Below are 23,966 nucleotides of genomic sequence, written 5' to 3'. Positions count from 1 at the left end.
TTTCTGAAACATGCTGAAGCTAACCGTCAAACTTAAGGAGCTTAATAATGATAGATGAAGCCTTTGTGGATCTATCGCGATTGCAATTTGCAATCACCGCCCTGTTTCACTTTCTTTTCGTACCGTTAACCCTCGGCATGACTTGGATTTTGGTGATCATGGAATCTGTCTATGTAATGACAGGTCGCGAGATATACCGCGATATGACTAAGTTCTGGGGTAAGCTTTTCGGCATTAATTTTGCCGTAGGTGTTGCCACAGGTTTAACTATGGAATTTGAATTTGGTACCAACTGGTCTTATTACTCTCACTATGTCGGTGATGTGTTTGGTGCTCCTTTGGCGATTGAAGGCTTAATGGCTTTCTTTTTAGAATCAACCTTTGTTGGTATGTTCTTTTTAGGTTGGCAGCGCTTAAGCAAACGCCAGCATTTAGGTGCAACATTCCTGATGGCCATTGGTACTAACTTATCTGCACTGTGGATACTGATAGCAAATGGTTGGATGCAAAACCCTGTGGGCGCTGAATTTAACTATCAAACTATGCGCATGGAAATGACTAGTTTTGCTGAACTCGTTTTCAACCCTGTGGCACAAGTTAAGTTTATTCATACCGTATCTGCAGGTTATGTAGCTGCATCCATGTTTGTGTTGGGTATTAGTAGCTGGTACATCTTAAAAGGCCGTGATTTAGCCTTTGCAAAACGCTCATTTTCTGTTGCATCAGGCTTTGGCTTAGCCTCCATATTATGTGTTATTTTACTCGGCGATGAATCAGGCTACGAAGTAGGCGAAGTACAAAAAGTTAAACTCGCTACTATTGAAGCTGAGTGGCACACCGAAGAAGCTCCGGCTGCATTTACCGCTATCGGTATTCCTGACTCAGATGAGCAAGTTACTCATGCTGCGGTTAAAATTCCTTACGCATTAGGCTTAATAGCAACGCGCTCGCTTGATGAGGAAGTTACAGGGATTAGTGACTTAGAGAAAAAGCATGAAGTACGAATTCGTAACGGTATGATTGCATATGAATACCTCGAAAAGCTGAGAAACGGCGATAATACCCCAGCCAATATTGCAAAGTTTGATACTCTAAAAGATGACCTTGGTTATGGCTTATTATTAAAGCGTTATACCCCTAATGTAGTTGATGCAACCGAAGAACAAATTCAAAAAGCGGTTAAAGATTCTTTCCCACGGGTTGGGCCTATGTTTTGGTCGTTCAGGATCATGGTTGGTTGCGGCGTGATAATGCTGGTTGTATTCGCCCTATCATTTTACTACAACGCTCATCGTGTTATTGAACAAAAACGTTGGCTACTCAAAGCTGCATTATGGAGTATTCCACTGCCATGGGTAGCCATTGAGTTTGGTTGGATTGTTGCCGAATATGGCCGTCAGCCTTGGGCAATATCAGAGGTACTGCCAACATTCTTAGCGACCTCGTCACTGACCGTCAATGACTTATTATTGAGCATTACTGGCTTTGTTATTTTCTACATTATTCTAGCAGTTATAGAAGGCTGGTTGATGCTAAAATTTGTTAAGCAAGGTCCAAGCTCTCTGCATACAGGTAAATACCACTTTGAACTTGAAAAAGCCGATAAACAATTAAACCAAGGAGCACAATCATGATTTTTGATTACGAAACCTTAAAGTTCATTTGGTGGCTGTTAATTGGTGTGTTACTCATTGGCTTTGCTATCACTGATGGTATGGACATGGGGGTAGCAATTTTATTACGCTTGGTTGGTAAAACAGATATAGAACGTCGTACTGTGATCAATACCATTGGTGCTCACTGGGATGGTAATCAAGTGTGGTTTATTACCGCCGGCGGTGCTTTGTTTGCTGCTTGGCCGATGGTATACGCTGCGGCATTCTCTGGCTTTTACTTTGCGATGATGCTCGTACTCTTTGCACTGTTTTTACGCCCGCTCGCATTTGATTATCGCTCTAAACTTGAATCTGCAAAGTGGCGTAATAATTGGGATTGGGCACTCCTAGTTGGCAGCATTGTTCCGGCATTAGTATTTGGTGTTGCCTTTGGTAATGTACTACAAGGTGTACCTTTTAATATTGATAACTTTATGCGTATAACATACCAAGGCTCGTTCTTTGGCTTACTTAATCCCTTTGCTCTTGTTGCAGGTGTAATAAGTGTCGCCATGCTTGTGGGACATGCTGGTATGTGGCTACAACTTAGAACAGATGCTGAAGTTGCTCAGCGCTCTGCTCAGTTTGGCCGTTACGCACTAATATTATTTATTATATTATTTGCCGCTGCTGGCTTCTGGGTTGCAAATATGGATGGTTATCAAGTTGTATCAATGAGTGATACTCAAAGTTATGCCAACCCATTAGCTAAAGTTGTCACGACAAGTTCAGGTGCTTGGCTTGATAATTACTCGAAAGTGCCATTAACCATGATATTCCCAGCACTGGCATTTGTTATGGCAACTATGGCAGTTATTTTCTCAGTAATAAATAAACCTGCTTTAGGCTTAGCCTCAACTAGCTTGATGTTAGTTGGCGTTATTATGACTGCGGGGACTGCTATGTTCCCATTCGTAATGCCATCAAGTAATAACCCCAATATTAGTTTGACCATGTGGGATGCGGTATCAAGTCATATGACGCTTAATGTCATGTTCATTGCGGCAATAATTTTTGTGCCAATTATATTAATTTACACAACTTGGTGTTATGTGAAAATGTGGCGGAAAGTCACTAAAGATGAAATTGAAAATAACACTCATGGTAGCTACTAAGGAGATAAATTATGTGGTATTTCGCATGGATACTAGGCGTTCTACTTGCTTGCACTTTAGGCGTTATTAATGTTATGTGGTATGAGTTTCAGCAACACAAAGACAGTATTGCTGATGATGAACTTGAGTTGCATGAAAGACTAAAACGCCAAAATGACAACTAAATCCCGTCCTGATCGCGCGCAGCAAATTAAGCTGCGCGCTTTTTTTAAAGCAATATAGTCACAGCGGCTCACGCCTTTTAAAAATCAGTATTTTACTTGGAACATTAAACGCGTTGCTAATGATAGCCTCATGCTACTTAATCGCTAATGCTGTCCATTTAGTCATGTTTGCAGATAAACAACTAGATGATATCACCTACCTACTATGGCCTCTGGCCGGATTAATTTTACTACGTGCTCTCTTTTTAGCGCTCAGCGAGCGAATTAGTCATTATGCGGCACAGAAAATAAAAACCGCCATGCGTAAAACCTTACTGGCAAAGCTAAATCGTCTTGGGCCGATTTATAGTGAGCAGAAAGGGCACGGCGCTACGTTGAATACCTTACACAATGGTGTTGAGGCTCTACATCAATATTATGCTAATTACTTACCCAGCGTCGCTTACAGTGCATTAATACCCTTAGCTATTTTAGTTATTATATTTCCTACTGATTACAAAGCCGGGCTTATCTTTTTTATTTACAGCTCCACTGATCCCTTTTTTCATGATTTTAGTTGGCCATAAAGCTGAAGAGATCAATCAACAACGTTGGCAACAACTTTCTGTATTGGGCAATTACTTTTTCGATAGATTAAATGGCTTAACCCAATTAAAGCTCTTTAATGCCACCCAGCGTGAGCTATCCAATATAGCCAAAATTTCTGATGATTTTCGTACTTCAACCATGAGTGTGTTAAAAGTCGCGTTTTTATCAGCATTCGCCTTAGAATTTTTTGCCACCATAAGTGTCGCATTAGTCGCGGTGATCATCGGCTTTAGATTGTTTTTTGGCACCCTAGACTTTGCCACAGGCTTTGTTGTGTTACTACTAGCCCCTGAATTTTATTTACCTCTTCGCCAGATGGGCACTCATTATCATGCTCGCTTAGAGGGCATTAGCGCTGCCGCTGATATGATTGATATTATTAATGCAGATGAAGAATTACCGCCAGCGCAACAAACAAAGCTATCATTACCTATACAAAGTATAAGTACAAAACAGCTCAGCTTTTATTACCCGCAAAGCAAAGAAGGCTTAAGTAATATAAACCTAGCTTTTCCTGTCAAAGGCTTAGTGGCTTTTATAGGCGACAGCGGCGCGGGTAAAAGTACATTATTTGACTGTCTATTGGGTTTTCATCAGCAAGCTAATAGCCAAATAATCATTAATGATACTCCCTTATGTAAACTGGACAGCCAAAGCTGGCAACAACATATAGCTTGGATCCCCCAACAGCCTACCCTGTTTTATATGAGTGTTGCAGAAAACTTACGCCTTGGTAAAGCCGATGCTACCCAAGCACAATTAGAGCAAGCGGCTATAAAAGCCGGTGCGCTTGAGTTTATACAAACGCTACCTCAAGGGTTTGATACACTTCTGGGTGAACACGGTGAAGGATTATCGGGTGGGCAAAAGCAACGCATTGCGCTAGCACGCGCCTTTTTAAAAAACGCGCCTATCCTCATGCTAGACGAACCCAGTGCCCACCTCGATAGCCAAACTGAAAAACTGATCAACTCGGCAATTGTTGACTACGCTAAAGAGCATTTGGTGTTGGTTATTGCGCACCGCTTAAATACAATTACAAATGCAGATAACATTTATGTTTTAGAGCAAGGTAAAATAATTGAACAAGGTAATTACCAGCAACTTTATCAGCAACATGGAAAGCTGTGGCAGCTAGCCCGTGCAGGTGCGCAACATGACTAATTTTATTCGCTTACTAAAGTTATGTAAGCCTCACCTTGGAATGCTTCTACTCGGTGCGTTTCTATCTACTCTTACGGTACTTGCAAATGTGGGCTTACTGGCAATATCCGGCTGGTTTTTTAGCCGCTATGGCCGCAGCAGGCATTGCATCTGTGCATATGAATTACTTTACTCCAGCAGGCGTAATTCGGTTTTTAGCTATTGTTAGAACCGCATCGCGTTATGGCGAGCGATTAATTACTCATAATGCGACATTTTTGTTATTGAGTGAAATACGAGTGAGTGTATTTGCAACGTTAAGTAAACTCAGTAATGTAGACTTAGCCATGAGCCGCAGTGCTGATTTAGTAAGTCGAATGCAAGATGATGTAGATGCGTTGGATACATTTTACTTAAATGTGTTATTGCCAATCATCGTTGCCTTGATCAGTATTCCTGTGATCATGCTGTTTATGAGTGCCTATAATCCTAATGTGGCACTCTTATGCTTTACATCTTTAATGATTGTCGGCGTTGTTGTTCCTGCCTTTTTAGGGCATGAATTTAATAAAACAGCAGCACAAGAACGCGTGCAATCAGCATTATTGCGCGCACAATTATCTGACTCTTTAAAAGGCGCACGTGAACTTGCACTATATCAAGCATCAGCTCAACAACGCAATCAATGTGATAAAGCCAGTGAGCTCTATAATCGACATATTCAAAAGCGCCACGGCGCACTGGCCAATAGCGATGGTTTTACATTATTAATCACCCAACTGACTATGCTGGGCAGTATTATTATATTAGTGCCGCTAGTAAGCAGCAATGAGATAGCGAACGTAGAGTTAGCAATGATGAGCTTATTTGTATTAGCTAGCTTCGAAACTGTACTGAACCTGCCTAATGCCTTTATCCAATTACCCAACGCCCTCAGTGCTGCCGCACGTATTTTTGAGCTTGAAGATAAACTTAGTAATGACTCCGATAAACCGACTGTAAATGTAAAAAAACAGCCTCTTGGTATTAATTTTACTAACATTGATTATAGCTATAACACAACTAGGGTAGCGTTAAGTAAAGTAAATATAACCATTAAAGCAAAACAAAAGATTGCATTAGTTGGCCCAAGTGGCAGCGGTAAAAGTACGTTAATAAACCTACTAAGTGGTTTGTGGCCGATACAACGTGGTCAAATAGAACTACTTAGTGAACAAGGCCCAATCAATATTAACCAGCTATCAACTGACAATCGGTTCGAACTACTTACTATCGTTGCACAACAGCACCATATATTTGATGGAACATTAGCACAGAATCTAAGGTATGCAATGCCAACAGCGAGCGATGAAGCATTAATACGAGTCTGTGAACAAGCTCAACTGGGTTCATGGCTAGCACAATTACCTGATGGTTTGAAAACACGTTTAGGCACAGCTGGGCGTACAGTTTCGCAAGGCCAAGCACGACGAATAGCTATTGCACAAGCATTACTTCGAAACAGCGCAATTGTTGTTCTTGATGAACCAACCGAAAGCTTAGATAACCAAACTAAACATGCCGTGATAGATACTGTTATGAATGTTATGGCGGAAAAAACCATTATTACTATTACCCATGATCCGCAACTTTTGAGCACCATGGACCAAGTAATATGGCTTGAAAATGGCGAAGTCAGAGCCGTGAATTCTCACCAGTTATTACTAGAAACTGAACCAGATTATATATCCTTAGTAACCCGTTTTTAGTTTACTGGACGGGGGTTATTTTATTACCTCTAATCAGTCCATCGTTTAGGTTTGCTATTTGACTAAGTACGCCGAATAATTGTGGCTAAACTACCGCTAAAAAATAAATACAAAAAAGCCACCGATTATTGCTAAGCGGTGGCTTTTAAAAAACACTAAGATTATCGAATAATCCCGCGCTCTGAATTCTTTACAAAATCAACCATAAGCTGTACCGCAGGATATTTAGCAGCATCTTCACTCAGTGCTGCAATCGCGTCCTCAACACCTAGGCTCTTACGATAAAGTGTTTTATAAGCACGACGTGTCGCCATGACTTCATCACTTTCAAAACCACGGCGTTTCATGCCTTCGGTATTAATCGCAACAGGACCCGCCGGCGTGCCAATCGTTGTAACAAACGGCGGTACATCTTTGTTTACGCCTGAGTACATACCGACAAATGCATGTGCGCCTATTTTGCAAAACTGATGGATGCCTGAGTTACCTGCAAGGATAACCCAGTCACCAATATGTACATGGCCAGCAACAGAGGCATTATTAGCAAAAATAACGTTATCGCCTATCACAGCATCATGGGCAACATGAGTGTACGCCATAAACAAATTGTTGCTACCAATCTTAGTAACACCTTGGTCTTGTATCGTACCGCGATGAATGGTCGCGCACTCACGGATGACATTATTATCGCCAATAATCAGTGTGGTAGGTTCATCATTGTATTTTTTGTCTTGGCAGGCTTCGCCTACAGACGCAAATTGAAAAATATGATTGCCAGAGCCAATAGTAGATGGCCCTTTAACAACAACATGAGATTCAATAATACAGTTATCACCAATAACCACATCGTTACCAATATAGCTGTAAGGGCCAACGGAGACGTTATCGCCTAGTTTTGCACCTGATTCGATTATCGCTGTAGGATGGATCACAATTAAAGCTCTCTTCTCGCACACATGATTTCAGCAGTACATACTACCTTACCATCAACTTTCGCTTCTGCTGCAAATTTCCATATATTGCGGCGCTCTTTTAAAAACTGTACATGTAAATGCATAGTATCTCCAGGGACAACAGGCTGTTTAAAGCGTGCATTATCAATGGCTGCAAATAAGTATAGTTCATTCTCGCTGCGGTTTTCGACTGTTTTGAAACCAAGTAAGCCTGTAGCTTGTGCCATCGCCTCTAAAATAAGTACGCCCGGAAAAATAGGTTGATTAGGGAAATGACCAGTAAAAATCGGTTCATTAAAAGTCACATTTTTAATAGCATGAAGTGACTCGCCCGGCGTGTAATCTAATACACGATCAACCAACAGCATTGGGTAACGATGCGGAAGTAAGCTTAAAATTTCTTGTATATCTAGGCTATTTAATTCGTTTGCCAAAATAGCATCCTTATAAATTATCAACGTTTAATGACTTAGTCAGAGTCTCTAGCGCTTTAAGGCGGCCTTTCATCTCTGGCAAATTACGTAAATGAGCAATATTACGGCGCCACTCTTTATTGGTAGAGTGCGGCATACCTGATGAATAAATACCAGGCTCTGTAATTGCTTTGGTGATCATGCTCATACCCGTAAGTATAACACCATCACATATATCAATGTGACCATTTATGCCAACAAGTCCCGCAATCTGACAATTTTTACCGATTGTAGTACTACCTGCGATCACTGTACACCCAGCAATGGCTGTACCTGAACCTATTTCCACGTTGTGGGCAATGTGGACTTGATCATCTATAATAACGTTACTGTTAATAATTGTATCGTCTATTGCACCTCGGTCGATTGTAACACCCGCACCGATTTCTACTTTATCACCGATGATTACAGCGCCTAATTGCGGTATTTTAATCCATTGACCTTTATCATTCGCGTAACCAAAACCGTCACTACCAATGATTGCACTTGATTGAAATAAACAATTTTCACCTATTTCAACATTATGATACACAGACACATTTGACCAAAACTTAGTATTGCGCCCTACTTTCGCATTTTGGCCAATAAAACAATTGGCACCCACTTGCACTTTATCTGCAATGACCGCGCCCGCTTCAATCACAGCATTAGCCCCAATAGAGGCTGTTTTAGCGATATCCGCATCTGGGTGAACAACTGCACTGGGGTGGATCCCTGGCGCGGCAGAGGCTGGGGTAGTATCCATTATTTGCGCAAGCCGTGCATAGCTATTGTAAGGATTCGCAGCAATGAGCTTATTACCTTGATAATACTTAGCATCGGCGGCAGATAAAATAACAGCACTGGCGTTTGTTTCACCTAGTTGCGAGCGATATTTCTTATTCGCTAAAAATGCAATATGCCCTGAGCGGGCATTTGCGAGAGTAGCAATTTTTGATATTTCTAAAGCGCCGTCACCATCAAGTTCGGCGCCTAAAAGTTCCGCAATCTGCGAAAGCGTATAATTTTGCATCTTTGTATTCTATTGCTTACTTACTTTTTCAACAACTTTATCTGATAAATCAGAAACCGTTTTTGGGTTAAAGTAAATAGTGGTGTCTTTTACTTTAACTTCATCGTATTTACCAGCTTTAGCAACATCTTGAATTGCATCAATAATTAGCTTTTGTACTTTTGCTAGCTCTTGGTTTTGGCGTGCTTTTATTTCTTGCTCTAAAGGACGGCCTTTTTCTGCAAGACTTTTTTGCATGCCTTCAACTTTTTCACGTAGCGCATCTTTTTGTGCTTGGCTCATCGTGGTAGCTTCACGCTTAAACTTTTCAGCTTCAAAACGAATGTCGCCTTGTAGCTTTTCTAACTCTTGACGGCGCTCAGCAAATTCAGTCTGAAGCGTTTGTTCTACTTTCGCCATTTGAGGGATTTGTTTGTAGATTTCTTGCATGTCTACAATACCGACTTTGTGAGCAAATGCGCTCGCAGACGTACCCATCATAAGTGTTGCTAAAATAGCGATAGCTGATGATTTAAATGATTTTTTCACAAAAAACTCCTTTAGAAAGTGTTACTAATATTAAAGCTGATGGTCTTCGTATCGTCATCTTCTTCTTGTTGCAATGGATACGCAAAACTAATCAACATTGGACCCATCGGAGAGATCCACTGTAATGATAAACCGGTCGAAACCCTAAAACGTAGCGGATCAGAATAATCCTCTAGTTTTGCGCGTTCATCCGGTCCTAAACTTTGATAACGGTCAACGTTAAATTCTGTATCCCATACGTTAGCAGCATCAACAAAGAAGCTGGTACGCACAGAGCTTGTATTCTCTTCATCTAAGAATGGGGTAGGAACAATCAGTTCCATACCCGCAACGGCTTTAGCATTACCACCAATACGCCCCTGTGGTGTAAGTACATCAAACTCTGATGCGCCGCCTATACTGCCAGTCAAGGTACCATCTGGCAATGGTGTGCCAGGAATAAGTTGCGGCGTACGTGAAATGGCACGAGGTAATATGGTATTTCTATCAAAACCGCGTAGTTCCATTTCGGTGATACGGAAATATTCTTGGAACGGCAATGTTTGGTCATAGCCATTGGTGTTGCCATAACCATTACCGTAACCTAATGCGGCACGGGTTGAGAATACCCAACGATGATTATCACTGATTGGCCAATAAAAACGCGAATCATAGTTTAACTTAAAGTAGGTTAAGTCTGAGTTTGGTGTCGTTCCAGTCAAATTAAGCGTTTGACGTGAACCAGCCGTTGGGAATAAACCACGGTTTACTGTGACACGTGACCAACCGACACTGAGCTCGTACTTAGTAAAGTCAAAACCGGCATCTGGGTTTTCAGGATCTAAGAAGGTTTCACGCATAACACGTGTTTGTTCGTATTCAGCAATCTCTGAAAGCTCTTCTTGGATCCAACGAACACCAAAATTAACTCGGTTTACCGCATCAATAGGAAAACCAATATTTGTCCCGATGCCATAACTTTTTGATTTATAGTCAATCAAGCTAAATTTACTGGCGTCATAGTTGCTATAAAATATGCTACTACCTTGCGATACACCATCTGGCGTAAAGTACGGATCAGTATATGATAGACTTACACGCTCTGAACCACGCGAAGTATTGATATTAAAACCAATTTGATTACCCGTGCCTAAGAAGTTTGACTCAGTAACCCCAATATTAAATTGCAGACCCAGATAAGAACCATACGCAAGACCTGCATTGAAGCTACCCGCTGATTGCTCTTTTACCGTAAAATCAACATCAACCTGATCATCAACTCCTGGTACAGGCACAACATTAAAATCAACACTTTCCATGTAAGGCAAACGCTGAATTTGTAATTTTGAGCGCTCTAGGTTTTGGTTTGAAAGCCAAGCACCTTCTAGCTGCGTCATTTCACGGCGCAGTACTTCATCAGCCGTATTTTGGTTACCACCAACAATGATGCGACGAACGTAAACTCGCTTACCTGGATTAACTGATAAGGTTAGTTGTACTTCTTTATTTTCATCATCAATTTCAGGGATGGTGCGTACTTCAGCATTTGCATAGCCAAAACGGGCTAAATAACTTTTAATAAACTCTTCAGATGAAGTAACCACTGAGCCATTATAAAGCTCACCTGCTCGAAGTGGGATAACACTTTTTATGAGTTCTTCACGGCCAAGTAAGTCACCTATAAAGTCAAAACCTTTAACCTTATACTTAACACCTTCACTGATATTAGCCGTCACATACACTGACTCTCGCTCAGGGCTAACTGAAACCTGAGTTGAGTCAATATTAAAGCGTAAATAACCACGATCTAAATAATAACTACGAATATTTTCCAGATCCCCTTCGATGGTTTGCTTTTGGTAACGATCGCTACCCATAAACTGCCACCAAGGTAAATCTTGTTGTGATTCGGCCAGTGCTAATAACTCTTCATCCGAGAACAACTCATTACCGACTAGGTTAATTTGACGAATTGAAGCTGCGTCGCCTTCGTCAAATTCAAGTTTAAGTTTTACTCGGTTACGCGGTAATTTAATAATACTGATATCTATTTTAGCGTTGTACTTACCAATACTATGAAAGAACTCAATTAAGCCTTTTTCAATATTATCAACCACGGTTTTATCAAGTGGCTCACCTTGGCGAATATCTTGTTGCTCTAAAGACTGATTTAATTGCTCGTCTTTAATATCTTTATTGCCATCAAATTCTATTGCGCTGATAGTCGGGCGTTCTGTTACTCTAAAAATAACATTATTGCCATCACGTAATGCTTTTATATTGTCGAAGTGACCAGAGCTATACAATGACTTAATAGTTTTTGAAATTGTATAGTCATCTACACTATCACCGACATTGATAGGGATATGCGTCAACGCAGCACCAAGTGCTACACGCTGTAAACCTTCAACTTTTAAATCGTCAACAATAAAGGAGTCTTGGCCTAGGGCTACAAAGCTTGCCCCTAATAAACTTGTTACTGCCAAATGTTTTTTTATAGCCATTTTATTATCTTTATCCTTTACAACTGTATTACCGCTCAACACCATTAATACGGTGTTTTACAATCGTGTTTTAATTCGAAACCGTCGCTATTTTCTATAAACGGGATACATCATTGAACAAAGCGAAACATGTTAGAAAAATGAGTAGCAAGGCTCCCACTTTAAAACCAAATTCTTGTGTCTTTTCAGAGACCGGCTTTTTACGGAAAAGTTCAACTATGTAATACATTAAGTGACCACCATCAAGCACTGGTAAGGGTAATAAGTTAAATACACCCAAGTTAACACTAATTAATGCTAAAAAAGCTTAAAAAGGCAACAAAACCATAGCTTACGCTAGTTCCAGCCCCAACGGCAATACCAACTGGACCACTTAAATTTTTCACTGACACTTGACCTGTAATTAAGTTACCGATCATGTCAAAACTCACACTTATTAAGCGCCATGTCTCTGTTATGCCCAGCACAATACTATCGAGTGGGCCATAATGTCTACTCTCTATGTATCCCGGTGGCCACTGCTCAACAACAGGAGCGACACCTAAAAAGCCTTGTTGCTGTCCGTCTGTGTCATTACGCGCTTTAGGCGTAACGACCAACTGCTTTATACTATCTTGTCTTTTTACACTAAATTGTAATGATTTGTTAGCTGATTGCTGAATAAGATTAACTAATTGCTGCCAACTGCTTATTGTTTCATCACCTACCATAATAATTGTATCGCCAACTCTTAAATCTGCTTCAGCAGCTGCCGAGTTTGCAGTAATTGCGGCTACCTCTAAAGTTGCATTTGGTCTAAACGGCACAATACCCAATGACGCTAAAGGTGGCACGTCTTGTTGGTCTAACTTCCAGCCATCAATATTTATGGTTTTTACTTGTTCTTGATATTGTTCATCACGCACAGTTACAGCAACACGACTGTCCCCTAAACTTGCCATTAATGAAAATGTCGCATCTTGCCAAGTTGCAATTTCGTCATCACCAATTTTGATTATTTGCTGCTTTGCGGTAATACCCGCCAGTTCTGCTCGACTGCCTTCATTAACAGTACCAACCACCGGCTTGATTGATTGCACACCGACCATATACATGACGGCTAAAGCAAAAATAGCGAAAATAAAGTTTGCCACAGGCCCGGCTGCAACGATAGCAATACGTGCCTGAACAGACTTGGCATTAAATGAAAGGTGTCGCTCAGATTCAGCTACCTCATCAACACGCTCATCAAGCATTTTAACATAGCCGCCAAGTGGGATTGCTGCTATTACATACTCAGTCCCTTGTTTGTCGTGCCACTTTAACAATGGTTTACCAAAGCCAATGGAAAAACGCAGTACTTTTACGCCCGCTTTTCTCGCCACCCAAAAGTGACCATATTCATGCACGGTAACTAAAATACCGAGTGCTAGAATGAACGAACCTAGATTCCAGAAAAAATCGAACATATTAGCGTTGTACCTTACGTATTTGTTGTGCAGCTTGTTCGCGTGCTAGTTGATCACACGCTAAGATTTCATCGAGCGTATGCACATTTACATCGGTTGTTGCCTCAAGTGTTTGTGCATTAATGCGGTATATATCTGTAAAAGCGATATCACCATTTAGAAAAGCAGCAACTGCAATTTCGTTAGCCGCATTGACTGTAGTGGTTGCCCCTTGCCCTGCTTCGCACGCTGCAATTGCCAAGGCTAAATTAGGGTAACGGGTAAAATCAGGTTTGGTAAACGTAAAATCTGCAATTTGCGAGAAGTCTAATGGCTTAACACCAGCCTCAATACGCTGCGGATATGCCAGTGCGTGCGCAATTGGGGTGCGCATATCAGGATTACCCATTTGCGCCAGTACAGAGCCATCTTGGTACTGTACCATTGAGTGTATGATGCTTTGTGGGTGAATCACTACGTCAATATCTTGTGCCGAACAATTAAATAGCCATTTGGCTTCTATAAACTCAAGGCCTTTATTCATCATGGTGGCTGAATCAACAGAAATTTTTTGCCCCATAGACCAGTTTGGATGAGCAACAGCCTCTGCCACCGTCACAGAAGCCAAGCTGTCTATATCACGGGTGAGAAATGGACCACCAGAACCGGTGAGTAAAATTTTACTCACGCCATGCTGTGCTATTTTAGCGTTACTTTGTGAGCCTTGTAATGCACTAGGTAGGCATTGAAAAATTGCGTTATGCTCACTGTCTATTGGCAGTAAAGTAGCTTTATGCTGTTTTACTTGATCAATAAATAACTGCCCTGACATCACTAAAGATTCTTTGTTTGCAAGGAGTACTTTTTTACCTGCGGTCACCGCACTCAACGTGGGTATTAACCCAGCGGCACCAACGATGGCAGACATCACTGCATCAACATCTGGGTGAGCACTCATCTCACTCATTGCATCAAAGCCACTGCGGATAATCGTTTTGCAATTTGTGCTGACTAAGTGTTGAGTTAATTCTTCTGCGGCTTCATTTGTTGCCATCACAGCAAATTTAGGCTGATGTGTAACACATAACTGCGCCATTAATTTAGCATTAGCACCTGCGGTGAGGGCAAATACTTCAAACTTATCTTGATTGCGCTCAACAACATCTAATGTGCTAATACCAATAGAACCTGTTGCACCAAGTATAACTAGTTGCTGCTTACAACTCATAAACTAAGTGTCCACGCATAACACAAAACAAAAATAGGTGCGGCGGCGGTTAAGCTGTCGAGCCTATCTAAAATCCCACCGTGACCTGGCAAGCATGAACCACTGTCTTTTAAGCCAGCTTCGCGTTTAAACATGCTTTCTAATAAGTCACCAATCGCCGAAAATAATGCTATAAAAATAGTCATCACAGCGTAAATTGGCCATACAGCCATATCTACGTCAGTAAAATGGCAAAACGCCAAAACAAAGATGACCGCTGCGACAACACCACCTGCGAGCCCTTCGATTGTTTTATTGGGGCTGACCTTGGGCATTAATTTATGTTTACCAAAATTCTTTCCGGTAAAGTAAGCGCCAATGTCAGCACTCCATACAATTCCCAGTACTACAAGAATTAACATTGAGCCAAAGTGCGTGGACTCTAAGTAGTTAGCGCTTCGTAGTGTATTCAATGCAAGCCACAATGGTACTAAAGTTAATATACCGGCAATTGCACGCATCACTAAACCATCATTCCATGCTTTAGCCATAGCGGGATAACGCCATACTAAGTAGGTTGCGACAATCCACCATGAGAAAGACAAAGTAAATATATAATTTGCATCCCCCACTAACTGACCATCGACCCAGAGCGACTCTATTGGCCAATGCCAATTCAGCAGGGCTAAAAATACACCTATAAATACGACAAATGTCACTCGTTTGACTTTATTGCACAATCCCATAAATGAGGACCATTCCCACGCGCCTAATAAAACAATGGCACCGGCGATGTAACTAAATAAAGTTAATGGCGTATAAAAAACTAATAACAGCGCCAAAGGCGCTAGCACTAAAGAAGTTAAAATTCGTTGTTTTAGCAAAGTGTTACCCTTTTAATTAGGTTTCGGCGAGTAATTGTTTTATTTGTTCGCCGGTACAACCGAATCGTCGCTCTCTGGCAACGTAGCAGGCGATAGCGTCAGCAAAAGCAGCTTCATTGAAGTCTGGCCAAAGCGTATCTGTAAAATAAAGCTCAGCATAAGCTGCTTGCCATAATAAAAAGTTACTTATGCGCAAATCACCACCAGTGCGGATCAGCAAATCAGGTTCAGCCTGATCATGCATACTCATTTGCGAAGCCATAAGTTTCTCAGTAATGTCGTTAGGGTCTAATTGTCCAGCAGCAACCTGCTTTCCTAACTTTTTTGCTGCATTAGCAACATCCCAGCGGCCGCCGTAATTTGCAGCCACGTTTAATTTAAGCCCTGTGTTATCTGCAGTCAGTACATGCGCTGCATCAACTTTACTGCGTAGAGTGTCAGAAAAACGAGATAAGTCGCCAATAATCGTTAATTTTACATTATTTTTATGAAGCTTTTTCACTTCCTTGCTTAGGACAAATAAAAATAATTCCATTAATGTACTAACTTCGTCTTCAGGACGCTGCCAATTTTCACTACTAAAAGCGAATAACGTCAGCGACTCTACACCCAATTTAGTACAAAATTGAACAGACTGACGCACAGCATCTACACCTTTTTTGTGCCCGTAAACACGCGGTCTGTTTTTAGCCTGTGCCCAGCGCCCATTGCCGTCCATGATTATAGCGACATGCTTGGGTAAACATTGCTGTGAAATTTTGTCAGCGTTAAGAACCATAAATATCGAGTATTCCATAAAAAAACGCCGCCTAGTATACCCTAGACGACGTTTCAAAACTAATAAATTTCATAACCGAGGTTCAGGTTATTTAGCTACTTAGATTTCCATCAACTCAGCTTCTTTCGCTGTTAATTGAGTATCCATCTCTTTGATGAATTTATCTGTTAGCTTTTGAATAGCATCTTCAGCTTGGTGCGCTTCATCTTCTGAAATGTCTTTATCTTTCAATAAGCTTTTCACATCACCATTGGCGTCACGACGGATATTACGAATAGCCACACGGCCACTTTCTACTTCACCACGTACGATTTTAATTAAATCTTTACGACGTTCTTCTGTTAATGGTGGAAGTGGTACACGAATAACCGCGCCCGCTGACATTGGGTTTAAACCCAAATCAGAAGCCATAATTGCTTTTTCTACAGCTTGTGCTAGTGACTTATCAAATACACTTAGTGCAAGTGTACGTGAATCCTCAATCGTAACATTAGCTACTTGATTTAACGGTGTTGGTGCACCGTAATATGACACCATAATGCCATCTAAAAGTGCCGGATGAGCACGGCCAGTACGAATTTTAGATAATTGACTGCCAAGTGCCGTTACACTTTTCTGCATACGTTCTGCAGCATCTTTTTGAATATCGTTTATCACGGTTCAATCCTAATCTAGTTAGTTACTTCATCTGAGGCTTGTGAAGAGATAAGAGTGCCTTCTTCTTCGCCCATAATAACACGCTTTAACGCGCCTGATTTGTTCATATTAAATACGCTCAGTGGCATATTATGATCACGCGCCAGTGTGAATGCAGCGAGATCCATTACTTTTAGTTCTTTATCAATGATTTCATTGTAGCTTAAGTGGCGATAAAGTGTTGCGTCTGGATTTTTCACCGGATCATCACTAAATACACCATCAACTTTGGTTGCTTTTATCACTGTATCTGCTTCGATTTCGATACCGCGCAAGCACGCTGCTGAATCAGTAGTGAAGAATGGATTACCTGTGCCCGCAGCGAAAATTACAACACGTCCCGTTTTTAATAAACTAATTGCTTCAGCCCAGTTGTAAGCGTCACATACACCGTTTAATGGGATTGCTGACATCAAACGACAATTAACAAAAGCACGGTGCAGCGCGTCACGCATTGCCAAGCCATTCATTACAGTTGCTAGCATACCCATGTGGTCGCCTACTACGCGATTCATACCTGCTTCGGCAAGAGAACCACCACGTAAGAAGTTACCACCACCGATAACTAAACCCACTTCTACGTCGAGTTCTACTAGCTCTTTGATTTCTTGCGCCATACGATCAAGTACTTTGGGATCGATGCCAAAGCCTTCGTCTCCCATTAAGGCTTCACCACTTAATTTGAGAAGAACACGTCTAAAAATAGGTTTACGATTGATAGTCATAGTATTGGGGCCAACTTTTATTAAATTATGGATAAAAAATAACCGCGCTTATGATAAACATAAAAGCGCGGTTATTTTAAAGAATTTCTAAGCATGACGCAAAAGCAAATAGTACTTTAATTGCATGTATTTTCCTTTTGCATCACAAATAGTTAATCTTACTGACCTTTAGCTGCAGCAATTTGCGCAGCTACTTCAGCAGCAAAATCTTCTTCTTTCTTCTCGATACCTGCACCAACTTCCATACGTACGAAGCTAGTAACTGTTGCGTTTTTCTCTTTAAGAATTTCGCCAACAGACTTTTTCGGTTCCATGATGAAAGCTTGACCAGTAAGAGAAACCTCACCAGTGAACTTCTTCATACGACCAACAACCATTTTCTCAGCGATTTCAGCAGGCTTACCTTCGTTCATCGCGATGTCGATTTGTACTTGCTTTTCTTTTTCAACAACATCAGCAGGTACATCATCAGGTGTTAGGTAGTCTGGGTTTGAAGCAGCTACGTGCATAGCAACGTGCTTAAGTGTTTCTTCATCAGCAACACCCGCTACAACAACACCAATACGCTCACCGTGACGGTACTCAACTAGTTGCTCACCTGTGATGTACTGAAGGCGACGTACATTGATGTTTTCACCAATTTTAGTCACAAGTTCAACGCGATCTTCTTCGAACTTAGCTTGTAAGTCTTCGATAGCGATAGTGTCAGCAATAGCAGCGTCAGCAACTTTGTTAGCAAATGCTAGGAAGCTTTCGTCTTTAGCTACGAAGTCAGTTTGACAGTTAACTTCTACAAGTACTGCAACACCCGCGTTTTGCTTGATGATGATAGTACCTTCAGCAGCGATGTTACCTGCTTTTTTAGCAGCCTTTGCAGCACCGCTCTTACGCATGTTTTCAATCGCTAACTCGATGTCGCCATCAGTTTCAGTTAACGCTTTTTTACAATCCATCATGCCAGCGCCAGTACGCTCGCGTAATTCTTTAACTAGGGCAGTAGTTACAGCCATTAGTAAATCCTCAAATCTGAATTCAGGTTAGATAAGCGGGTTACCCGCTCTACAAGAATAGCAAGTCTTCATCTAAATTTAGATGAAGACTTGATGACAGCTAATTACTCAGCTTCAACGAAATCGTCTTTCTCAGCTTGAGCAACGATGTTGTTTTCACGACCTTCAGTGATTGCAGCAGCAACAGAGGTAGTGTAAAGGTTGATTGCACGGATAGCATCATCGTTACCAGGTACGATGTAATCAACACCGTCTGGGTTAGAGTTAGTATCAACGATTGCAACAACTGGAATACCTAGATTGTTAGCTTCACGGATTGCAATGTGCTCGTGGTCAGCATCGATAACGAAAAGCGCGTCTGGAAGACCGCCCATGTTTTTGATACCACCAAGGCTCTTTTCAAGCTTTTCCATTTCACGGTTAAGCATTAACGTTTCTTTCTTAGTTAACTTCTCGAAAGTACCGTCTTGGCTTTGGATTTCAAGGTCTTTAAGACGCTTGATTGATTGACGAACTGTTTTCCAGTTAGTCAACATACCACCTAACCAACGGTGGTTAACGTAAAACTGATCGCTTGCGATAGCTGCGTCTTTAACTGCTTCGCTTGCTGCGCGTTTTGTACCAACGAAAAGTACTTTACCTTTGTTTGCTGCAGCACCAGTTAAAAACTTAAGTGCGTCGTTGAACATTGGTACAGTTTGCTCAAGGTTGATGATATGAACACGGTTACGAGCACCGAAGATGAAAGGCTTCATCTTAGGATTCCAGTAACGTGCTTGGTGACCGAAGTGAACACCAGCTTGAAGCATATCGCGCATTGAAACGTTTGCCATTTTGTAAATCCTCTATGTAGTTTAGGGTTAGGCCTCCACATATCCCATAGCACCAACACCGAAGTTTTATTAACTTCAAATGCACCCAAGTGTATGTGACGATACGTGTGTGTGTTAAAATAAAATTGTGTTTGCCTTAAATACAAAAAATCATTTAAGAATTTATTTGTAAAAAGACGGCGCGCTTTATACCATATTAAAAACAAATATTCAACGTCGCGTGCAAAAATTGTGCGACGATAAATGTGTTAAAACTCGACTATGGAGCCTCTATGAGTGCTGTAATCAAGACCCCTGAAGAAATAGAGAAAATGCGTGTTGCTGGGCGCTTAGCGGCTGAAGTGCTAGAAATGATAGAGCCACACGTAGTGCCAGGTGTGACCACTGATGAACTAAATACAATTTGTCATAATTATATTGTCGATGTGCAAAAAGCGATTCCTGCGCCACTTAATTACCATGGCTTCCCTAAGTCAATTTGTACCTCTGTAAACCATGTTATTTGCCATGGCATTCCAAATGATAAACCATTAAAAGACGGCGACAGTGTTAATATTGATGTCACTGTCATTAAAGATGGTTACCATGGCGATACCTCAAAAATGTACCATGTTGGCACACCTAATATCCAAGGCAAGCGTCTTGCGCAAATTACACAAGAAAGCCTATATCTTGCGATAAAAATGGTAAAACCAGGCGTCCGTCTGGGAGATATCGGTGAAGCGATTCAAAAATATGCTGAAGGATTCAATTATTCTATTGTTCGTGAATATTGTGGCCACGGTATTGGTGCTGAGTTTCACGAAGAACCTCAAGTCATGCACTATGGCCGTGCGGGCACTGGAGAAGCTTTAAAAGCGGGCATGTGCCTAACTATTGAACCTATGGTCAATGCCGGTAAACGCCAATGTAAATTGCTAAAAGATGACTGGACAGTGGTCACAAAAGACCGTTCTTTGTCTGCGCAGTGGGAACACACGCTACTAGTAACTGAAAATGGTGTTGAAATTTTAACGCTCCGATCAGATGATACGATAGACAGGATCATCGAACATTAGGAGCCAGCCCACGTGGCATTACCCAATAAAGTAAAAAAGTTGCTTAGCGATGCTGAGCAACTAACCGATTACCGCGACTGTTCAGCTTACTTTTACAAATGGTTGCAAAACGAGTTTTCAAAACAACCCGTTGGTAATTTGATTAATGCCCGCGCTGAATTTATAGACCGCTTACTGATCAAACTTTTTCATGTTTATGATTTAGCTCATGAGCCTGATTTAGCACTCATTGCAGTAGGCGGCTATGGCCGTGGTGAATTACACCCTTACTCAGACATCGATTTTTTGTTACTGGTTACAGAGCAGCCTAGTGACGCTATTTGTGAAAAAATAGGCCAGTTTGTCACCATGCTATGGGACTTAGGTTTAGAGATAGGCCACAGCGTTCGTACCATAGACCAAGCGATTGAGCAAAAACGTGAAGACGTTACATTTGCCACCAGCTTACTAGAAAGCCGTTTATTATTTGGCAATCATATCGAATATGAAAAACTAAAAAATCATATTCTCGACACCCCAATTTGGCGCTCAGACGACTTCTTTTTGGCAAAAGTACAAGAACAAAATTTACGCCATAAGAAATGTCATGGTACTGCCTACAACTTAGAGCCAAATATTAAAGAAAACCCGGGGGGACTGCGTGATTTACAAACCATTATATGGGTTGCTAAAAAGCACTTTAGGGCTGAAACCTTACAAGAGCTAATCAGCCATGGTTACTTAACCCATGAAGAATACCAAGAGCTTTCTGAGTGTTTAGAGAACTTATGGAATATTCGCTTTGCCCTGCATCTCGCGGCAGGACGCTCAGAAAACCGCTTACTGTTTGATCATCAACCACTCGCAGCAGAAATCCTCGGTTTTGGTAGTGATGGTAAGGCCTCTGTTGAGCGAATGATGAAACGTTTGTTCAGAATAATGAGCCGCGTACGTGAGCTGAACCAAATGTTATTATCATACTTCGAGCAAAGCATTTTGCCCGAAACCAGCGAACAACCGGTTATCGAGCTCGATCGTAATTTTGAACGCGTTGGCCATCAAATTAGGGTAAAAAACCCATCCGTGTTTTTCCGTCGCGATCAACTGTTTGTGCTGTTTGAGCATATTGCTGATAACCCTGCAATCACGCATATATACCCAAGTACAATTCGCACTATTCGCCAAGTACGCCGTCGTTTACTGGGTGATTTGCAAGATTACGCCGCGTGTCGCGAAGCGTTTTTACGAATAATAAAACATCCCAACGGCATGGGCCGCGCATTTACTCTAATGCATAAGCACGGCATGCTTGCTGCTTACTTACCACAATGGCGGAATATTTTTGGTCAAATGCAGTTTGATTTATTCCATGCCTATACCGTAGATGAGCACACCCATAAGTTAATTAATAATATTTATCAGTACTTTGATAAATCTAACGCTAATGAGTTTCGATTATGTTGTGAAATAGTTACTCGCATGGACAAACCTGAGTTACTCTACTTAGCGGGTATATTTCATGATATTGCCAAGGGTCGTGGTGGCGATCACTCCGAGCTAGGCTCCGTCGATGCAATAGCCTTTGCTAAGTTGCACCGCTTTGCAAACTCAGATGGTAAGCTCATTTCGTGGTTAGTAGCTAATCACTTACTTATGTCGGTAACGGCACAACGTAAGGACATCAATGACCCTGACGTTATTAAAGAGTTTGCTTCAAAGGTCAAAACTGAGCGCCAACTTGATTACTTATACTGTTTAACCGTTGCCGATATACGCGCCACCAATGATAACTTATGGAATGACTGGAAAAATACCCTACTGCGCGAGTTATATTTACACACTCAACGGGCTCTTCGCTTAGGCCTTGAAAACCCGATGGATCAACGCGACCAAATCCGTGACAAGAAGCGCCAAGCGAAACAACGCTTACTTAATCACGGTTTTAGTGAAGAAAAAATAGACTTGATCTGGAGTCGCTTTAAAGCCAACTATTTCACAGCATTTAGTGAACAGCAGATATCTTGGCACAGCGAGCATTTGATTAATTCAGACCTCACACAACCAAGTGTGATAGTGTCTAATAAAGCTATGCACGGTGGAACCCAAGTCTTTGTTTACAGCCCCTATTCAGGTGCTATTTTTGCGCGTTTAGTAAATGTAATAGGCTCGAAAAAAGCACAAGTACAACATGCACAGGTTCTCACAACCCGTGATGGTTATGTGCTATTCAGCTTTGTAGTGTTAGAAGTTAATGGCGATCCAATTGCAAGTGGTCGCGCACAATCGATAAAACGCGGACTTGATCAAGCATTAGCAGATCCACGTAAAAAAATACGCTTTAAAAAGAATCGCTCACAACGCTTTAAAGACTTTAATATTAAACCTAAAATCATTTTACGCCCTCACCCACGTAAAGACCGCAGTTTAATAGAAATTCAAGCGGTGGATATTCCTGGCTTATTGACCAAAATAGCCGAGGTTTTTCAAGCTCATTTATTACATATACATGCAGCACGTATCACTACCGTAGGCGAACGTGCAGAAGATTTTTCGTGGTATCAAATAACGAATACCAAGCCCTTACAGACGAAGAACAAGCAAAAATTCATCAAGCATTGCGTAAAAAACTCAACGCAGAAACAGAATAAGAGGACCTTATGTCAGATTTAAAAACCATGATTGAAAACGCCTGGGATAACCGCGACAGCATCAGCCCAAGCACTGTATCAAGCGATGTAAAACAAGCGATTATTGACGCGCTTGAATTACTTGATAGCGGTGCTGCACGAGTTGCTGAGAAAATCAGTGGTGAGTGGGTCGTTCATCAATGGTTGAAAAAAGCGGTATTACTGTCATTTCGGATCCGTGATAACGAACCGATGAACGATGGTGTGAACCAGTTCTACGATAAAGTACCGCTTAAATTCAGTGATTACACGCCTGAACAATTTCAGCAAGGTGGTATGCGCGTAGTACCAAACGCTGTCGCTCGTAAAGGCAGCTTTGTCGGTAAAAACGTGGTACTAATGCCATCATACGTAAACATTGGTGCTTATGTTGATGACGGTACCATGGTTGATACATGGGCCACTGTAGGCTCATGCGCACAAATAGGCAAGAACGTTCACCTATCGGGTGGCGTGGGCATAGGTGGAGTTTTAGAGCCATTACAAGCTAATCCAACTATTATCGAAGATAACTGTTTTATTGGCGCTCGTTCTGAAATTGTAGAAGGTGTGGTTGTTGAAGAAGGTGCAGTGATCTCAATGGGCGTTTACATCAGCCAAAGCACGCGTATCTACGACCGTGAAACCGGCGAAATTCACTATGGCCGTGTTCCAGCAGGTGCTGTTGTTGTACCTGGTGCATTACCATCAAAAGATGGCACTCACAGCTTATACGCTGCAATCATCGTTAAGAAAGTAGACCAACAAACCCGAGAAAAAGTGGGTATTAACGCCCTACTTCGTTCAATAGACGAATAAGAGCCGTTAACTTTCAGCGATC

Annotated in this window: 18 protein-coding genes and 3 pseudogenes; 8 read left to right on the top strand and 13 right to left on the bottom strand. The window is 41.5% G+C overall.

Annotated elements, in window-relative coordinates; genetic code table 11:
- Positions 1-47 precede the first annotated feature (47 nt).
- The 5 genes and pseudogenes from ACU8V8_RS04640 to cydC all read left to right on the top strand — a co-directional run bounded on the left by ACU8V8_RS04640 (position 48) and on the right by cydC (position 6,413).
- Positions 48-1,634 carry a cytochrome ubiquinol oxidase subunit I gene (locus ACU8V8_RS04640; protein ID WP_290209547.1) on the top strand — a complete coding sequence of 529 codons (1,587 nt, stop codon included), beginning with the start codon at positions 48-50 and terminating at the stop codon, positions 1,632-1,634.
- Positions 1,631-2,770, top strand: coding sequence for a cytochrome d ubiquinol oxidase subunit II (cydB, locus tag ACU8V8_RS04635; protein WP_290209548.1), 1,140 nt, complete (start codon positions 1,631-1,633; stop codon positions 2,768-2,770). Before ACU8V8_RS04640 ends, cydB begins: the two co-directional genes overlap by 4 nt.
- Positions 2,771-2,781: 11 nt before the next feature.
- Positions 2,782-2,934, top strand: coding sequence for a cytochrome bd-I oxidase subunit CydX (gene cydX / locus ACU8V8_RS04630; protein ID WP_290209549.1), 153 nt, complete (start codon positions 2,782-2,784; stop codon positions 2,932-2,934).
- Positions 2,924-4,686: pseudogene (cydD, locus tag ACU8V8_RS04625) on the top strand (thiol reductant ABC exporter subunit CydD). Before cydX ends, cydD begins: the two are co-directional and overlap by 11 nt.
- Positions 4,679-6,413: pseudogene (cydC, locus tag ACU8V8_RS04620) on the top strand (thiol reductant ABC exporter subunit CydC). Before cydD ends, cydC begins: the two co-directional pseudogenes overlap by 8 nt.
- A 161-nt stretch (positions 6,414-6,574) precedes the next feature.
- Here cydC and lpxA read toward each other — a convergent pair.
- The 13 genes and pseudogenes from lpxA to rpsB all read right to left on the bottom strand — a co-directional run bounded on the left by lpxA (position 6,575) and on the right by rpsB (position 19,422).
- Positions 6,575-7,345, bottom strand: a complete 771-nt coding sequence (gene lpxA, locus ACU8V8_RS04615) for an acyl-ACP--UDP-N-acetylglucosamine O-acyltransferase (RefSeq protein ID WP_290209555.1) — start codon at positions 7,343-7,345, stop codon at positions 6,575-6,577.
- A 2-nt stretch (positions 7,346-7,347) separates the two neighbouring features.
- Positions 7,348-7,800 carry a 3-hydroxyacyl-ACP dehydratase FabZ gene (fabZ, locus tag ACU8V8_RS04610; RefSeq protein ID WP_421959821.1) on the bottom strand — a complete coding sequence of 151 codons (453 nt, stop codon included), beginning with the start codon at positions 7,798-7,800 and terminating at the stop codon, positions 7,348-7,350.
- 10 nt (positions 7,801-7,810) lie between these two features.
- A complete protein-coding gene (lpxD, locus tag ACU8V8_RS04605) occupies positions 7,811-8,851 on the bottom strand; it encodes a UDP-3-O-(3-hydroxymyristoyl)glucosamine N-acyltransferase (RefSeq protein ID WP_290209557.1) in 1,041 nt (346 codons plus the stop codon).
- Between the two features lie 9 nt (positions 8,852-8,860).
- Positions 8,861-9,379 carry an OmpH family outer membrane protein gene (locus ACU8V8_RS04600; RefSeq protein WP_290209558.1) on the bottom strand — a complete coding sequence of 173 codons (519 nt, stop codon included), beginning with the start codon at positions 9,377-9,379 and terminating at the stop codon, positions 8,861-8,863.
- 11 nt (positions 9,380-9,390) lie between these two features.
- Positions 9,391-11,862 carry an outer membrane protein assembly factor BamA gene (gene bamA / locus ACU8V8_RS04595; RefSeq protein ID WP_290209560.1) on the bottom strand — a complete coding sequence of 824 codons (2,472 nt, stop codon included), beginning with the start codon at positions 11,860-11,862 and terminating at the stop codon, positions 9,391-9,393.
- Positions 11,863-11,956: 94 nt separating this feature from the next.
- Positions 11,957-13,310 (bottom strand): annotated as a pseudogene (gene rseP / locus ACU8V8_RS04590) (sigma E protease regulator RseP).
- Position 13,311: 1 nt separating this feature from the next.
- On the bottom strand, positions 13,312-14,517 hold the full coding sequence (gene ispC / locus ACU8V8_RS04585; protein WP_446888976.1) for a 1-deoxy-D-xylulose-5-phosphate reductoisomerase: 1,206 nt from the start codon (positions 14,515-14,517) through the stop codon (positions 13,312-13,314).
- Entirely contained in the window at positions 14,514-15,380 is an 867-nt protein-coding gene (locus ACU8V8_RS04580; protein WP_446888975.1) for a phosphatidate cytidylyltransferase, read from the bottom strand. Before ACU8V8_RS04580 ends, ispC begins: the two co-directional genes overlap by 4 nt.
- Before the next feature lie 16 nt (positions 15,381-15,396).
- Complete coding sequence (locus tag ACU8V8_RS04575; RefSeq protein ID WP_290209564.1) at positions 15,397-16,176, bottom strand: isoprenyl transferase; 780 nt, start codon at positions 16,174-16,176, stop codon at positions 15,397-15,399.
- Between the two features lie 81 nt (positions 16,177-16,257).
- Positions 16,258-16,779 carry a ribosome recycling factor gene (gene frr, locus ACU8V8_RS04570; RefSeq protein WP_446889584.1) on the bottom strand — a complete coding sequence of 174 codons (522 nt, stop codon included), beginning with the start codon at positions 16,777-16,779 and terminating at the stop codon, positions 16,258-16,260.
- Positions 16,780-16,829: 50 nt separating this feature from the next.
- Positions 16,830-17,579, bottom strand: coding sequence for a UMP kinase (gene pyrH / locus ACU8V8_RS04565; RefSeq protein ID WP_087530699.1), 750 nt, complete (start codon positions 17,577-17,579; stop codon positions 16,830-16,832).
- A 158-nt stretch (positions 17,580-17,737) separates the two neighbouring features.
- A complete protein-coding gene (gene tsf, locus ACU8V8_RS04560; RefSeq protein WP_290209567.1) occupies positions 17,738-18,589 on the bottom strand; it encodes a translation elongation factor Ts in 852 nt (283 codons plus the stop codon).
- A 104-nt stretch (positions 18,590-18,693) separates the two neighbouring features.
- Positions 18,694-19,422 (bottom strand): 30S ribosomal protein S2, encoded by a 729-nt coding sequence (gene rpsB / locus ACU8V8_RS04555; RefSeq protein WP_256826412.1) that lies wholly within the window; start codon positions 19,420-19,422, stop codon positions 18,694-18,696.
- 245 nt (positions 19,423-19,667) lie between these two features.
- On the opposite strand from rpsB, the gene map reads away from it, so the two are divergent.
- From map to dapD, 3 genes are read left to right on the top strand one after another with little or no spacing between them, the layout of a single operon-like run.
- Positions 19,668-20,480, top strand: coding sequence for a type I methionyl aminopeptidase (gene map / locus ACU8V8_RS04550; RefSeq protein ID WP_290209571.1), 813 nt, complete (start codon positions 19,668-19,670; stop codon positions 20,478-20,480).
- Positions 20,481-20,492: 12 nt separating this feature from the next.
- Positions 20,493-23,129 carry a [protein-PII] uridylyltransferase gene (glnD, locus tag ACU8V8_RS04545; RefSeq protein ID WP_446888974.1) on the top strand — a complete coding sequence of 879 codons (2,637 nt, stop codon included), beginning with the start codon at positions 20,493-20,495 and terminating at the stop codon, positions 23,127-23,129.
- Positions 23,117-23,944, top strand: a complete 828-nt coding sequence (gene dapD / locus ACU8V8_RS04540; RefSeq protein ID WP_290209574.1) for a 2,3,4,5-tetrahydropyridine-2,6-dicarboxylate N-succinyltransferase — start codon at positions 23,117-23,119, stop codon at positions 23,942-23,944. The genes glnD and dapD overlap by 13 nt, the downstream gene beginning before the upstream one ends.
- Positions 23,945-23,966 lie beyond the last annotated feature (22 nt).

Source organism: Pseudoalteromonas sp. SaAl2 (assembly GCF_052947895.1).
The sequence above is the reverse complement of the archived record's forward strand: the minus strand, read 5'-3'. Positions and strand labels throughout refer to the sequence as shown.

Excerpts from the sequence above, each read along its gene's own strand:
- pyrH (WP_087530699.1), bottom strand. The coding sequence starts at position 17,579 with ATGACTATCAATCGTAAACCTATTTTTAGACGTGTTCTTCTCAAATTA.
- bamA (WP_290209560.1), bottom strand. The coding sequence starts at position 11,862 with ATGGCTATAAAAAAACATTTGGCAGTAACAAGTTTATTAGGGGCAAGC.
- ispC (WP_446888976.1), bottom strand. The coding sequence starts at position 14,517 with ATGAGTTGTAAGCAGCAACTAGTTATACTTGGTGCAACAGGTTCTATT.
- frr (WP_446889584.1), bottom strand. The coding sequence starts at position 16,779 with ATGCAGAAAAGTGTAACGGCACTTGGCAGTCAATTATCTAAAATTCGT.
- lpxD (WP_290209557.1), bottom strand. The coding sequence starts at position 8,851 with ATGCAAAATTATACGCTTTCGCAGATTGCGGAACTTTTAGGCGCCGAA.
- rpsB (WP_256826412.1), bottom strand. The coding sequence starts at position 19,422 with ATGGCAAACGTTTCAATGCGCGATATGCTTCAAGCTGGTGTTCACTTC.
- ACU8V8_RS04575 (WP_290209564.1), bottom strand. The coding sequence starts at position 16,176 with ATGGAATACTCGATATTTATGGTTCTTAACGCTGACAAAATTTCACAG.
- dapD (WP_290209574.1), top strand. The coding sequence starts at position 23,117 with ATGTCAGATTTAAAAACCATGATTGAAAACGCCTGGGATAACCGCGAC.
- cydB (WP_290209548.1), top strand. The coding sequence starts at position 1,631 with ATGATTTTTGATTACGAAACCTTAAAGTTCATTTGGTGGCTGTTAATT.
- ACU8V8_RS04640 (WP_290209547.1), top strand. The coding sequence starts at position 48 with ATGATAGATGAAGCCTTTGTGGATCTATCGCGATTGCAATTTGCAATC.
- tsf (WP_290209567.1), bottom strand. The coding sequence starts at position 18,589 with ATGGCTGTAACTACTGCCCTAGTTAAAGAATTACGCGAGCGTACTGGC.
- cydX (WP_290209549.1), top strand. The coding sequence starts at position 2,782 with ATGTGGTATTTCGCATGGATACTAGGCGTTCTACTTGCTTGCACTTTA.